11 protein-coding genes and 2 pseudogenes are annotated in these 13477 nt (G+C 61.8%); 3 read left to right on the forward strand and 10 right to left on the reverse strand.

All coding sequences use genetic code 11. From position 1 onward, the window contains the following. Nucleotides 1-105 precede the first annotated feature (105 nt). From ACS5Q1_RS41325 to ACS5Q1_RS41335, 3 genes are read right to left on the reverse strand one after another with little or no spacing between them, the layout of a single operon-like run. The gene (locus tag ACS5Q1_RS41325) at nt 106-669 is read right to left on the reverse strand and encodes a transposase (RefSeq protein ID WP_473103687.1); all 564 of its coding nucleotides are present in this window, start codon (nt 667-669) and stop codon (nt 106-108) included. Beyond that, nucleotides 591-1109 (reverse strand): helix-turn-helix domain-containing protein, encoded by a 519-nt coding sequence (locus ACS5Q1_RS41330; RefSeq protein ID WP_473103678.1) that lies wholly within the window; start codon nt 1107-1109, stop codon nt 591-593. The genes ACS5Q1_RS41325 and ACS5Q1_RS41330 overlap by 79 nt, the downstream gene beginning before the upstream one ends. 53 nt (nt 1110-1162) lie before the next feature. Then, nucleotides 1163-1723, reverse strand: coding sequence for a phasin family protein (locus ACS5Q1_RS41335; protein WP_473103679.1), 561 nt, complete (start codon nt 1721-1723; stop codon nt 1163-1165). 1735 nt (nt 1724-3458) lie between these two features. On the opposite strand from ACS5Q1_RS41335, the gene ACS5Q1_RS41340 reads away from it, so the two are divergent. Next, nucleotides 3459-3989 carry a PTS sugar transporter subunit IIA gene (locus ACS5Q1_RS41340; protein WP_473103680.1) on the forward strand — a complete coding sequence of 177 codons (531 nt, stop codon included), beginning with the start codon at nt 3459-3461 and terminating at the stop codon, nt 3987-3989. A 980-nt stretch (nt 3990-4969) separates the two neighbouring features. On the opposite strand, the gene ACS5Q1_RS41345 is transcribed toward ACS5Q1_RS41340, so the two are convergent. After that, the gene (locus ACS5Q1_RS41345) at nt 4970-5275 is read right to left on the reverse strand and encodes an IS110 family transposase (RefSeq protein WP_473103681.1); all 306 of its coding nucleotides are present in this window, start codon (nt 5273-5275) and stop codon (nt 4970-4972) included. 860 nt (nt 5276-6135) lie between these two features. Further along, nucleotides 6136-6783, reverse strand: a pseudogene (locus ACS5Q1_RS41350) (YoaK family protein); the annotation flags it as partial. A gap of 601 nt (nt 6784-7384) precedes the next feature. Here ACS5Q1_RS41350 and ACS5Q1_RS41355 point away from each other — a divergent pair. Beyond that, a pseudogene (locus ACS5Q1_RS41355) lies at nt 7385-7567 on the forward strand (succinyl-CoA--3-ketoacid-CoA transferase); the annotation flags it as partial. A 283-nt stretch (nt 7568-7850) separates the two neighbouring features. On the opposite strand, the gene ACS5Q1_RS41360 reads toward ACS5Q1_RS41355, so the two are convergent. From ACS5Q1_RS41360 to ACS5Q1_RS41380, 5 genes are all read right to left on the reverse strand, one after another. After that, nucleotides 7851-8384, reverse strand: a complete 534-nt coding sequence (locus tag ACS5Q1_RS41360) for a hypothetical protein (protein ID WP_473103682.1) — start codon at nt 8382-8384, stop codon at nt 7851-7853. Then, a complete protein-coding gene (locus ACS5Q1_RS41365) occupies nt 8377-10179 on the reverse strand; it encodes a family 1 glycosylhydrolase (RefSeq protein WP_473103683.1) in 1803 nt (600 codons plus the stop codon). The genes ACS5Q1_RS41360 and ACS5Q1_RS41365 overlap by 8 nt, the downstream gene beginning before the upstream one ends. A gap of 227 nt (nt 10180-10406) precedes the next feature. Beyond that, nucleotides 10407-10934, reverse strand: a complete 528-nt coding sequence (locus ACS5Q1_RS41370) for a plastocyanin/azurin family copper-binding protein (RefSeq protein ID WP_473103684.1) — start codon at nt 10932-10934, stop codon at nt 10407-10409. Then, nucleotides 10934-11353 (reverse strand): DUF5602 domain-containing protein, encoded by a 420-nt coding sequence (locus tag ACS5Q1_RS41375; protein WP_473103685.1) that lies wholly within the window; start codon nt 11351-11353, stop codon nt 10934-10936. Before ACS5Q1_RS41375 ends, ACS5Q1_RS41370 begins: the two co-directional genes overlap by 1 nt. Nucleotides 11354-11849: 496 nt before the next feature. Then, complete coding sequence (locus ACS5Q1_RS41380; RefSeq protein WP_473103686.1) at nt 11850-12311, reverse strand: hypothetical protein; 462 nt, start codon at nt 12309-12311, stop codon at nt 11850-11852. A gap of 789 nt (nt 12312-13100) precedes the next feature. Between ACS5Q1_RS41380 and ACS5Q1_RS41385 the strand changes: the two genes are divergently transcribed. Then, a complete protein-coding gene (locus ACS5Q1_RS41385; protein WP_473103688.1) occupies nt 13101-13364 on the forward strand; it encodes a GreA/GreB family elongation factor in 264 nt (87 codons plus the stop codon). Nucleotides 13365-13477: the final 113 nt, after the last annotated feature.

A 13477-nucleotide genomic window follows, 5' to 3' on the forward strand; every position in this document is an offset into this window, starting at 1 on the left:
AGGGATGACCGAACTCGCAACACCCATGATCAACCAGCAGGCTCTGGCAATCACCCCACAGGCGAGCTGACCAATGGCCACCTCAAACCGCACCCGAATTTACACTCATTGACGGACGTGACCCGCGGCGTCGGCGGCCAGAGCCTCGATGGAGGCGGTCTGTCGGTTGGCCGCTACCAGCCGCTTGAGCTCGCGCCAAAGCTGATCCATCGGGCTCAGTTCTGGCGCCTGCCGGGGCAACCACACGAACCGCATGCGCAGCCGGTCGGCCAGGGCTTGGGTTTGCGGGGCGGTGTGGGCACTCGCCCGGTCGGTCAGCAGCCAGAGCCAGCCGGCGCGGCGATACCGACGCCGCAACGCGCGCAGGAACGCCTGCGCGTCGGCCTGACCGGCGCGATGGCGTATCAGCACCATGCGGCGAGCACTTCCCAGATCGATGGCCCCAAACAGCACCCGCTTGGCATTGCGGCCGGTGATCGGCACGACCGCCTGCGTGCCCTTGAGCGCCCAGGTCGCGCGCAGCGGGGGAAACAGCCGCAGCAGCGTCCAGTCGAGGCACAGCAGCCGATCACCCCTGTGCCAGCCCGCCTTCAGACGTCGGATGATGCCCCTTTTTTCTGCGCCAGATGAGCCGCGCGCTCGACATAGACGTAGCGCGGCCGCTTCCAGCGATAGCCCGCCTCGTGCAGTCGGCGCCGCAGCGTCCGCGGGCTGACGGCGATGCCCTTGGCAGCCAGGTCGTGCGCCAGGAGCGGCACGGTCCAGCCTGTGGCCTGATAGCCGCAGCGGCGGGGATCGCGTGCCAGGGCTGCCGCCAACCGCCGCGGCGTGAGAGTGTGATGGAGACGAGGGCGCCCGCTGCGCGGCCGGTCGCGGAGGGCCGCGGCCTCGTGCTCGGCCTGGTACTGCGTCAGCCAGGGGTGCACGCTGGAGCGGTTGACGCGGCAGCGGCGGGCCGCCTCAGCCATAGAATGCCCCTCGGCCACCAGCAGCAGCGCCTCGAGGCGGCGATACACACGGGCCTCACGGGCACCAGCAAGCGCGGCAGCCAGCCGCGTGCGATCCGCCTCGTCGAGCCCCGTCCCGGGAGAGCGATCATGTCGTTGCATGCTCCCAAGGAAACACCCGCAGCTCTCGCGTTGCAAGTCTTATGGCGACCTACTTAGGCAGCCTGGCGAATGGATTGTGCATTTCGCTCCAATTCCTGGGTGTTATGCGCGGTTTGAGCTTGAATAATCGCCGCCGCTTCCTCCGCCGCTCGCACCGAGACCTCTGCGATGCGTCGACTGCTTTCGACGGCCAGGCTGAGCCGGGCCCACAGAACGTCGCTCTGAACCTCGGTAAAATCCTGCAGAGAGCGGCAGCTGGCCAGGCGGATTAAAGCGTCCAGGTTGTTCACGAGCCGATCCCGGGCGAGGGCGGCCCACTCCTGCGAGATCTCCTGCGCACCTTTTGCCAACACCATGCTGGCTTGGGAGACGGCCTCAGTGTTCTGGATCGATCTGCGTGCGAGTTCCTCGGCCCGCGCGCCGCAAAGGCCAAACTCCTGGGTCAGGTGGTCGGCGGCGCTCTGAACCCTCTCCATGGCCGCTTTCACTCCAGACGGCAATGTGTCCCGCGCAGTCCTGGCACCACGATGCGGACGACCAGCCTCATCTGCCGGGTTCCGCTGGCTCTCGGCCGTCTTGTCAATCCGCTCAGTGTTGTTGTGATTAGCAGGCATAACAATCCTCTTTCAATCGACATGGGCCGTACAGGCGGGGCCTGACGGACCTGGTTGCAGTTCCTCACCCGTTGATACGGAGAGGGCCGTCCGAGCGCCGCTGGCGACGTAAGCCCTCTCAACGGGACGCTGGTGCTGGTCTGGCTGGGCTCGCCACCTCAAAACTCGAGCGTGGATCAACAAACGTCACCGCTGGCGCTCTTACTCGGCGCAGCCCGTTGCCGTAAGAACAACGGCTTGACCCATGGGGGGTTCCACATTGTACTGATATTCTACTGTTTAGTGCACACGAATTTCTTCACAAAACGGAATAGAAGGAAGCGTTTCTACCTGATTTGACTTTAGGTATCCTTAGCTTATATTGGAGTTGCCATAGCGGTTTTATTGCGCCGCGTACAAGTTCTTCCCGCAGGCAACCAACCAACGAGCGTTGACTGAATAGGGTGGACTATCTGGCATTCAGGTCGACGACTGCACTCAACGGTCGAAAACACCTGCGTCTTAGCCATCTTCCTGCAAGCGGGAGGATCAAGCCGCAAGGCTCTCCTGTAGAGCGTCGTCACTCGGAGCCTGGGGAGACACTTGCCCATGGCAAGGTCCGCACCGCGGTGGACGCCCATCTGTTCACCGCGTCAGGCGAAACTCTTTCACGGTTGCTCGCTCGCACGCGCAACGTTCCACTAGGAGGAACTCATGCTCACGATTCTGGCCTTAGTTTCGAATTCCCGCTCCGCAAATGAGCCCATCGAGTTGGACCCCGGCATTATCACCCTCTTGTCGAATATGGCGCGCGCGTTCCGGAAGTGGCGCCAGCGTACGCGTAAGCTCGGCGCCAAGCCCAACGGGCAGCGACATCGACCGAACCTGAGCGGCGGAGTCAGTCCGGAAATCACGAACGAGTCAGCCCTTCAGGCACTTGGTATAAGCCCGCGACCTCTTCGCCCGGATAGACAAGCACCGCGCGCCGGACGTGATTGATGATCCCGTCGCGGATGTCGAAGACCGAGTACATGGAGAGCACGTTCGGGGAAGATCGGCAGGGCTCACCACCCGCGCACGTTCGAACTCCACGGCGAGAAACTGCGCCAACGGCGGCACTCTGCGAATCCGCAGGCCAGCCGAGGCGATCTGTTGAACCCGGGCATGGTCAATCGTAGAAACAGTCGGGGTCACAAGAGACACGGACACCTCATACTCCTGAAGCAGACGTCATCATCTAGGCGGGTCGGGCGCCTGGACACGTTCCGTAGTCAGCCGGAATCCGGCTAGGAGGAGCCGCTCATCGACTGGTGCGTGAGTGCTAATTCGCGGAGCTCCCGAGCGCAAGAAGGGTGTCTTGCACCCGGGCTCGGGAGCCTGAGGCGAGACGAGCCGCGCGGACGGCGATGGGTAAGTGTTGACGATCCTCGGCATGGCATCCTCAAACTAGATTCAAAAGACGCAATTCAAGGAGAATGTATCGTTCTGGCGCAGACATGCCCGGCGATGACTTACCTGATGCTCTTAAGGATAGCCTTTTCGAAAGGCTCGAACTTATCCTGCGGACAAACGTTGCCATAACGTCATGAATGCACGCAGTCACATGCAGCGTATGCGGCTCCGGGCAGGGCTTCTCCAAACAGGTACGTGGGCCCGTGACGGCGCGCCGGCGCTGTCCGGGTCGATTGTCCATACCCTACTTCCTGGAGCTGTGAGGCGGCCTGAACCCGGGCCGGCATTGATGATGGCTTCCACAATGTTAGCGTCTTTGATCACCACTGAGCACGTGATCCTGTATCTGCGTGCGCACGACGTCCGGCACGTTGTTGACGTGATGACCCGAGTTGCCGCAGCGGAAGCCTTCCTGGACCGCGACATAGTGCGGCGCGCGGTCGTGGACCGTGGCGAATCCTCGTCGTTCGGCTTCGGGCGGGGCGTGGCGATCCCGCACGCCGCCATTCCTGGGCTTGAGCAGCCTATCGGCGTCTTCGCGTGCCTCAAGCCCGCGCAGGACTTCGGCGCCGCGGATGAGCGTCCCGCTGATCTGGTGTTCCTGCTTCTTAGTCCTCACGGCGACGATCCCACGCATCTGCGGGCTCTCGCCCGCATGGCGCGCCGGCTGCGCGACCGCGAGATTGCAGCGCGTCTTAGATCGGCGAATGACGCGGACGCCACCCACGTCGTGTTGACGAGTGATACCTGGCGCGGTGCCGACGTGCCCCGTCGGCACTCCAGGGAGAGACTCGTCAGAGCGCACAGCAGGGATTTGATAAACGGGGCAATGTGAACGAGCGTCGACGCAGTATGTTGAGCTTCGCGCATCTTCGGCGCGGCCTGCACCGGGCAGGCAGCCTCATCGCGGGCAAGTAGCCCCGAGCTCAACGCGCATCCGCGCCCCGAAATCGGGGCACTGCGAGATCCTTACACCTTTGGACATCTTATGAGGCCGGGTGCAGGCGCATCCGGTGCGGCGGTATGCTTCGACACTTCTTCAGACTCGTTGTCACTGAGCATCTTGGCATGAGACAGCCAATTCAATGATTACAGTGACTTCAATGATCTTCACGGAAGTCCCCCAACGGAAAGGCCTGCATGCCGAACGAAGCTGGTGATGATGGGATCAGCGCAAGAGCTGTTCCTGTTGACACGATCTTATGACCGTCATTCTGGGACGTCAGCATAGGATCCTGTCGCCGCTTGCGAGCCGGCGCAAGATCCAGCGCCCTGACGGGTGTGTCGCGGCTCCTGATCGGACGACGATTGATCAAGCTCTCATCCGCGGATTGGTGACCGCATTCCCCAGTGTTCGTCGTGGGCCTTCCTCAGTCTTAGCTTCGGGCATCAGCGCCAAGGCTTGCGTTAACGTATCTCGAGGATTTCCCATCGCTCCAGGGTGCCACGGCACGCCGGTCAGGTCGGTATCGTTCTGCTCGCTTTAACCTCCTATGCGTCTGTACAAATGCAGGTTTGGAGCGGGTCAGACCGCCGGGGCCGCAGCAGGGGCAACCTGGACCCGACAGGCAATGTCCCACACGAACCCGGCCAGTTCGCGAGCAAGCGCCAATGTGCTCGGCTCCAGGTCGAGCGTCCCGGAAAGCGCCGGTCCTGACGCAACAGAAAGCTCAATAACGTCAGTTTGGCCGCCGTGAGGTCGTCCTTGGCCTGCTGCCGGGCGCGCACGAGGTCTCGCACCGCCTCGTGACCCTCATCCGGAACCCACACGCCTGTGAGCTCTCCCGCTCACAGCAGCCGCGCCAGGGTCAGGGCTCAGCGCCGATCGGCCTTGATGCGCTCGCGCGGCCGGCGCGGCATCATCGAGGGCGCAATCACCAGGCACTCTGCCCCTAGCTTTATGAGCTGTCGGAATATGCCATAGCCACAGGCGCCCGCTTCGTAGCAGAAATTCAGGGCCGTTCCAGGACCAGCCAGGCGGCTGACGAGCCGGCGGATCGCCTCGGGGGTGTTTGGGATCGTGCCGTAGAAGCGCACCTCACCCTTGGACCCTTCGTCCGCAACAGCAACCGCGATGGTGTCCTTGTGCACATCGAGGCCAATGAACTTGATCATCGTCATGGTCAGTCGCCGGGTTCGCAGCGTCAGTCGCAGCGCTGCTCCATCCCGGAGTATCGCGCGATTCCGTGCTCATGATGGTCATAGGGTCTGAGCTAGAACGGATCAGAAACCGTCCCGATGTAAGCTTGCAGACTGACCCCGAATGTGAAGCTAGATGGTGCCCGTGTCGATCTGGTACCCACTTGAGACTATTGCACTAACCTGCTTTGTCAAACCCATGTGGGAGCGCTACTCTCACGAACGTAACGGGGCACTGTCCAACGACACAGGACAGATCCGAGTCCACTGGATGCTGGATGGCACGGGGCCTCCGCAGCGCCTACATCTGATGTGGTAGGAGGTGGAGGGACCACCTGTCCATAAGCCCATTCGTCGAGGCTTCGGCACGCGGCTCATCGAGCGCAGTTTGGCTCAAGAACTCGCGGGCGAGGTGCAGATCGAATTTTCTGCAACGGGCATCGTATGCACGGTCGACGCTCCGGTGGTGATTAAGGCGAACAACCTCTTCTGGCACTCCTGAGACCTAACCCCGAGGGCAGTAATCCTCACTTAGCCGGACGTTACGGATTGTCGGCGAACTTCACTGCCTGACCCCAAGCGGTCCTTCCCACATCCGGACATGTGGATATCCCCGTCTGGGTCTCAGGGTTTCACCTGATACCCAACTTCGGCCACGCGGTTAATTTACCTATGGGCAAATGCCCTGAGCCGGAAGAAGTGACCAGCCGGTCCTGCGCCATGAGCCTGTCGTCCCGGCCCGTTCCTCGCGGCCACGCGTGGCCACGAGGAACGGGCCGGGCAGGATGATGACGATCCTACTGGACGCTCGTTGGGGCCGGATGCGGGAGCAGCGAGGGTCCGGCCAGCAGCAGCAGCAAGAAGGCAAGCGGGATGCAAGCCACGTAGCCCAGGTAGTGGAATCCGAGCGCTCCGATCACGCCGCCCGTGAAGAACGATCCCAGCAGCACGGCCAGCAGGCGGAGCTTGGCCCGATCGGCCATGACGACGGGAGCCGCGCCGTCCGACCGGTCCCGGTTCCAGTAGACGAGCTTTCCAAGCTCGATGCCGAGGTCGGTGACCATGCCCGTCACATGGGTCGTCCGGATGCGTGCGCCGGAGATCTTGGTCACGGTGGCGTTCTGAAGACCCATGATGAAACACAGCAAAGGTGCCCCGACGAGGACGAGCCCTGGCCCCTCGCGAACCAACCCGCCCAAAAGGCCGAAGCCCAGCAGAAGCGCGGCCTCGAGGAGCAGCGGCAAGGCATACCGATTGCCGCGGCCCGAGCGTCTGCCCCAATTAATCAGTATGGCCGAGCAGGCGGCGCCTGCCATGAAGGCGAAGAGGGCACCAAGGCCTACCAGCACCAGGCTGACCGCCCCCAGCGCGAGATGATCGGCCATGGCGGAGAAGATCCCGGACATGTGCGATGTGTATTGGCCGATGGCCAGGAAACCGCCCGCGTTGGTGGCGCCCGCCACGAAGGTGAGAACCAGGCCGAGCTGCATGTCGGCGGCTCCGGTCCGCTCAGCGGAGACGATCCGGCGGGTGAGACCGATGTAGTGGACAGCCACGCTGCTTCGCCGCCCGGATGATCGGTGCGTAGTCATGCCCTGTTGGATCCTCCTCCGACAGCTCCCATCGCAGTCGTCCAGACGTTATACTTTCTTACAAGTCTCCGAAGCCGACCCGCTTGATCTACCTCAATTCGACCGATTGTCGGCTCAGAATGATAGCATCCAAGTCCCGAAGCCAAGAACAACACAGGGACGGAGGAGAGGGGGCGACTGGGAAAGGCAAACGCATGAACATTGCAGTCGCAGATCGTCCCGTATTGTTGGCCCATTGAACCTTGCTGCTTCTACCGAAGGGGCCGGCATGACACGCGTCGTCATCATCCAGGATCATCCGACGCCCGACAGCCGTCATTTCTGCCATGCCTTGGCTGATGCCTACGCCCGGGGAGCTGCCGAGGCTGGGCACGAGGTCCGTGTCATCCCGGTGGCGGAGCTCGATTTCCCGCTGCTGCGTTCGAAGAGTGACTGGGACAGCGCCTTGCCACCCGCGGCCATTGCGGAGGTGCAGCGGGTGCTGGCGTGGGCCGAGCACACCGGCACCGGCGTGGTGGATCTCGTCATCACCGATCTCGGCGTCTTCTCCATCGACAAGAAGGGCGGCTCGGGCATGACGCTGATCGAGCTCGCCGACGGCGTCACGGTGGACGAGATCAAGGCCAAGACGCAGGCCGAGTTCAAGGTCGCGCTCGACGGCAAGCAGTCCGACGTAGCCTAATTGTCAACCAGCGCCAGATCATCGAGGTGGTCCAACTGTACCGCTGCGATCGCTGCCGTTTGCGTGACCAGGCTCCACTATCTGTTTCTTATACCCAAGTGAAGAAGTTCTGACCCGCAGCATTGGTAGCGGAGATGGGTACGGGGCCAGCCCCTGAAGTCAGAACTTTTCTGGATGGGTATTAGATGGGCGGTTCCGATTAAGGTTCCTGGACCGGTGCTCGTGAGGAGCCGACAGTGCTCTTGTCGCTGGACGGGATCACGCGACCACCCCGCGGACTCCTTCAAGAGGACCTGAGCGATCGGAGCACCCGCCTCTGAATGGCTGCCTCCGGTCCCGGACAGAGGGACGCCACACGTGATTGGTTCTCCAGGCGCACGTGGAGATGGCGGTGAATGAGTGGGAACACCACACCCGTTATCAACCCCCAGAGCAACTGGGCCAGCAGCAATCCAGCCGCGGGATAGCCGCGCAGGATGGGCTGGTCCGGCAGCCATTGCAGCAGCGGAACCGGCCCGAGCATCCAGAGAACGAAGCCATACGCCATCCCGAAGAGCCAGCCGCCTCGCACATCGTTGGCCGCCCGCTGGAATAGCCAGCCGTAGAGGATCCCACCGACGAGCATCAGGCCGGCATAGGCGAGACCGGCAGCCAATACCGATGTACCGGTTGCCCTGGCAGGCGCGTCGAGGGACTGGAAGCCGGCGAGAACCGCCAGCGCCAGGACAGCGGCGATCACGCCTGCACCGGCGCCTGCCAGAAGCGGCCGCTGGGTTGGGCCGGCATCGAGGCCATGCGCCTGGAGCATCCTAAGCATGGAACCTCCTCGCTTCCCGGTTCGTGGTTTTCGAGGCGTCTTCCAGCACGGCCTCGATGAAAGGGGCCTCGCCGAGATCAGCACCGAAGAGGCGTACCAGGTGCTGATAGGCGAGGCCGACGGTTCGCGGATCACGGTTGAGGTCGAACAGGCCGACCGGATTCACATTGCCGAGCGGTTTTCGCTGCGCGATGTCCCAATCGACCTGATCGGTCAGTGAGTACCAGGTGAAGCCGACGACTGGTACGCCCGCCTGGCGGATCAGTTCCACGTTGTGCCACTGTCGCCAGAGCCAGCGCGGTCCGTCGCGGGCATCCATGCGGTTGGTCTCGGTATGCATCATCGGCCGCCTATAACGCTGGTAATACTGGCCGGCGATGGCATACCAGCCGAACAGCTCACCCAGCGTCTGCGCATGGCCGTTGCTGTCGATGAGCTTTTCGTTCCACTCATAGTAGTCGACACCCAGAATGGCTCGCCGGCGCACATCCTGCTGCATGAACCAGGCGTATTCCTCTTTCGGCATGCCGTGCTGGAGGAGATAGGCACGCATGTCCTCGTTCACCGGCCGGGCGTACAGGAGATCCAGCGGCAGGAAGCGCCGCTCGTTCTCAAAGGCAGCAATGCGGCGGATCTCGGAGTCTGGGCAGCAGGGTTGGTAGAACTCGCCGCTCTCGCTGTTGACGAATATGGCATCCGGACGCTCGGCCGCAATCGCCTGCATCATCAGCACGCTGGCCTTGGCGAGGTGGCGCACCGCCGTGACGAAGGCGCGCTCGTCCCGGCATTGCTCGTTCCACAACCCTTCGAGCGCACTGAGCTTGGCGCACACATACATCTCGTTCACGGGGGTGTAGAAGCGCACCCATGGATAGCGTCGGGCGAACGCCTTGGCATAGTCGGCGAGCGCGAGCGGCACCTCCGGGTTCTGGAAGTTCTGCAGCCAGTCGGGCAGGCCGAAGTGGCACAGGTCCATGATCGGCACGATGCCGAGCCGCTGCATCTCGGCGGCAACCTCGTCCAGGAAAGCCCAGTCATATTGGCCGGGGCCGCGATGGATGAGATGCAGGGGAGGGCCGTAGCGCAGGTAGCGCAGTCCGAGATCCCGCACGAGTTGCAGATCATTGCGCCAGTGGCGGTAATGGCCGCAGACCGCCATCTGGTCCATGCGCCAGCGCCCGCCTTCAAGGGTGGGATAGCTGCACTCGATGCCGGTGGCGAACATGAACCGGTGACTGGTCGGCTCAGGAGCCAAACTGGAAGATGGCCGTGATCCACCGGGCCGAGATCTCAGACGCGGTGGCCGGCCTGTCGGATAGCCGACGGGCCGGGTGTAGAGCAGGCCCAACACGGCGCCCCAGATCAGGTGGCCGGTCGCAATGGAAAGCGGCTCGTGCGCGCCGCCGCTCAAGCCGAACAGCCCGGAGGAGGACAGCTGGCCGCTTTGGACGAGCGGATGCATCAGATCGAACTGCGGATGCATGATGAAGATCGCCAGCGGCATCGGCACGAAGGCGAACACCAAGCCTTGGAGGGCGGGGCGCAGCGGCAGGACGGACCAGAAGAAGTAGGCGTAAAACACGGCCCAGATCGCACCGACGAGCAAGTGAACCGACATGCCGCCCAGCCAAGCCTCCCATGCCGGCGCATGGGGGAGGACCAAGGTCCCGAGCGCCATGACAAGATCAAAGAAGGGCGCGCCGGCCCAGATCAGCAGCCGGGCAACGATCTCCCAGGCGATGGCTCCCGCCATGCCGGCGAGAACCGCCTTCGCGTAGGCAACCGAACGGATCATGGCGCCCTCATCTACGTCTGGTAGGGCCTCGGGGGCTGATTATTGGACGGGCGGGAGCCCGGAAGGTTCCCGCCGGAGCATCGGACGTGAAAAGTGGGTCCACTTTTGGGATCCAATCCGATGCTCCACTCTTTAGAGAGCGCATCGTTGGAGGCGGAAAACCGGATCCACTTTTCACTAGCGTGGCCCTTCGGGTCCACACGATCCGCCGCTGTCGGAATCAGTCCCTATGCAGGCCTGATGACGCCTCGGCGCATGATCTCGTCAACCGACGGGAAGGTGCGGAGCGCAATCTCGGGGATGGGCTCCCCGCCCGCCGCTTGCACCGACAAGCTGTGGTTGGAAGACCTGCCGGGGTGACCGACGATGATCCGACCGACCATGCCGGCATGCTCGTGCGGGACGCAGAAGAAGTCGTAGACGCCCTCCATTGTCAGCGTGACCGAGTACATTTCGTTCGGCAGCAGGTAGTCCGAATTCCACGGTTCGGCAGCCTCCGGGATGCGGAGCGGGCGCTCGAAGTTCTTCGGATGATAGGCCGTAGCCGTATGCGAGTTTCCCGGATCCAGGTTGATCCAGCGGATCGTCTGGCCCGGTTCGACGTGCAGGCCGATGGGATCGAACCACACATGGGAGCCGTCTGCCTTGCCCTGCATTCTGATCTCGACCGGTTCACTCGCGAAGAGCAGGCGGGGCGATGCCAGACCGGCGAGGATACCCCCGCCGATCTGCAGGACATGCCGTCGCGAGGGCATCACTTTGCCGCCACCCGCGTCTCATCGGCCTTCGGCACATGCCATAGGACGACATGGGCATGGGGCTTCTCGACACCGGGATGCCCGGCATTGAAATAGACATCCACATGGTCGACCTTGCCACCGGGCGCGGCGAGATCTTCGAAGCGCTTGTCCTTGTTCGAGAGGTCGTCGATGGGCAGCATGTAGACCGTGCTGACGAGCCGTCCGTCGCGGTCATAGGCGAGGAACGGACCGGCAGGCAGGGTCTTGGGATCAACATAAAGCTGGCCGAGCCCGGGCAGGAAGTCAGGCAGCTTCACGAGTTCGCTCACCTTCTTGTAGGCGCCGCTTGGCGGCGCCTTCTCGACCTGATCGGCAGCACCGGCTGGTGTCGCGAGAACACCGACGATAGCGATGGCAGCAATGCGGAAAAGCATGGCATTCTCCTCCTTTATGCTCGGTATCTGCCGAGCAGACCTGATTGGATGCAGGTTCATTTCAAAGGTTCCTGTCGACGGGCGAGGCGAAGATGAACACCAGATGTCTTACCTGGGCATCGGTTCGGACATCCTTCTCAATCTAAATCTTCTCGACCGTTCCGCCGAAAAGACCCCGGTAATCGTGAAGTCACAGAACCGCCTTGCCGCCCAGGGCTCGCGTGACTTCCGGCCCTGCCGTCATTCGTCTCCAACATGAATTCGCTTCTCGACCTGAGTGGTTTTTGCAGGCCACCAAATTTCCTGACCGTTTCCTCAACGTTCCGCTCTGGTCCACACTGTACTCTCATCCACCCATGTGGGGTCAGCGATGCTATTCGCATCCGTTCTCGCTACCCTCGCCCAACACGTTGATAACCTCTGCAGGTTGCATCGTGGCCGCAATCGTTCGGACGACAATCCGGCCGGGTAGTCTCGGCATCGACTCAAGTGTCGCTTAGACAAAGTAAAGCAGAAACGGAACTGCACCGACGGCACTTGCAATGATGCAAGTCGCGATCAGTACTCCACTCTCGCGATCCAGCTCACGTAGCCTCAAGGCTGCAGTGCCTGCATCCATCGTCCGTCCGTTGATGCACGAACAGAGGACATGATGAACATCTTCTTCGGAGAGCTCGAAAAACATGATTGCGTCGCCTAGCGTATCGCTCTGTAGCCCGTCGGCCCGCAAAACCAGATCCTCAAAAGCCACTGTAAGGGCTGAGCCGTCCGCGCGCATGGCGTTTCGCGCGGGACCATGCTTCAACGCGAGTTCTCCTAAAGTCTGAAGCTGGCGATCGGGGTTGGCTTCCAAAAGGGCAGCCCAGCGCTCCATGCGTTCATCACGAGTCATGGACCGTCGCGGAGTCAGCTGAAGCTCGGATACGCTCCGCAATTCATCCAGATGCCTGTATTTCATCGTTGCCTCCGAGGCCTTCTGAGGCACTGCCGACCGGTTGAAAATTCAGGAAACCGCCGGTTTCTGCAGGTGCTCATGTGAACAGCCTAACTCACCAAGGCAATTCGCAAAAACGAATACTTTTGCACGATGGCTGCAGAAAACTTGGACTAACCCTGTTCGGAACTGCCTTCATCCCAACGGCAGTCCTGCTGATCATCCGCACTCAACTGGTTTTCGTGCATGTTGCAATGATCCGGCTCATGACCTGCAGGATCGCACGGCTCTGTCAGAGGTCAGAAACGAACCGGCTCTGGGTCCCGCGCCCAGTTCGTTCTCGCCACCTCATTGCTCTCAAACTCAGAACTCTCATCGTTGCCATTAAACCGCACCAGGTAACAAATTCTACCACCAACAGATCAATATCTGGGATCAAGTACATGGTAAGTTGTTTTGGGTGACAACGGGCCTTTTGTAGAACCGACGCTACTTGTTTCCGGTCTCTCAGTACTTATCTTCTGTACTATTATGATGATCTTGCCCCAATTCCTTATCCTCCGCGTTGGCGGCCACTACGTGGCCCACTGAGCCCCGAGCAGTGCCGGGCGCAGCGCGCCGCCCGTGTTCGGGGCATGACCAAAGTTCAATCACGTCGTTCAACAAGCACTCCCATGGAGTGAGAGTAGTTATCTGCATCGTTTCGGCTCGGGCCCGAGTCTGGCCGGACGCACACAGGAGGACCTCATGAATATGCGCCTTGACCTGCCGTCAATCGTCCTTGGAACGCACGACTACAACCGCCTCACATCCATGGCGGCCCTTTATTGTCCGCGAGCTACGCCGCACCGCGGGTTTCTGATTTCGGAGCTGCGGCGGGCGTCAATCTGTCATCCAAAAGATCTGCCGGAGGATGTTGTCTCAACCAATTCACGGGTCACATATCGGCTCAACGGCCGCGGGAAGTTGCACTCCCGCGTCCTGGTATATCCGGATGACCTGCTCTGGCCTGGGGCAGAATTATCGGTGACGACCCCACTTGGGATCGCACTGCTCGGCCTTCGAGTAGGTGTTTAGTCCCGGCATTTGGTGGAGCGGGTCGAGCCTGAAGCGTTGCGGCTCGCTTGTAAAGATCTTGCAGATGTACTCGTAGGGGGTGAGGCCGCGCAGGGTCTTGAGCCGGCGGGCGA

The sequence above is a fragment of the Microvirga sp. GN3 genome (assembly GCF_055792825.1).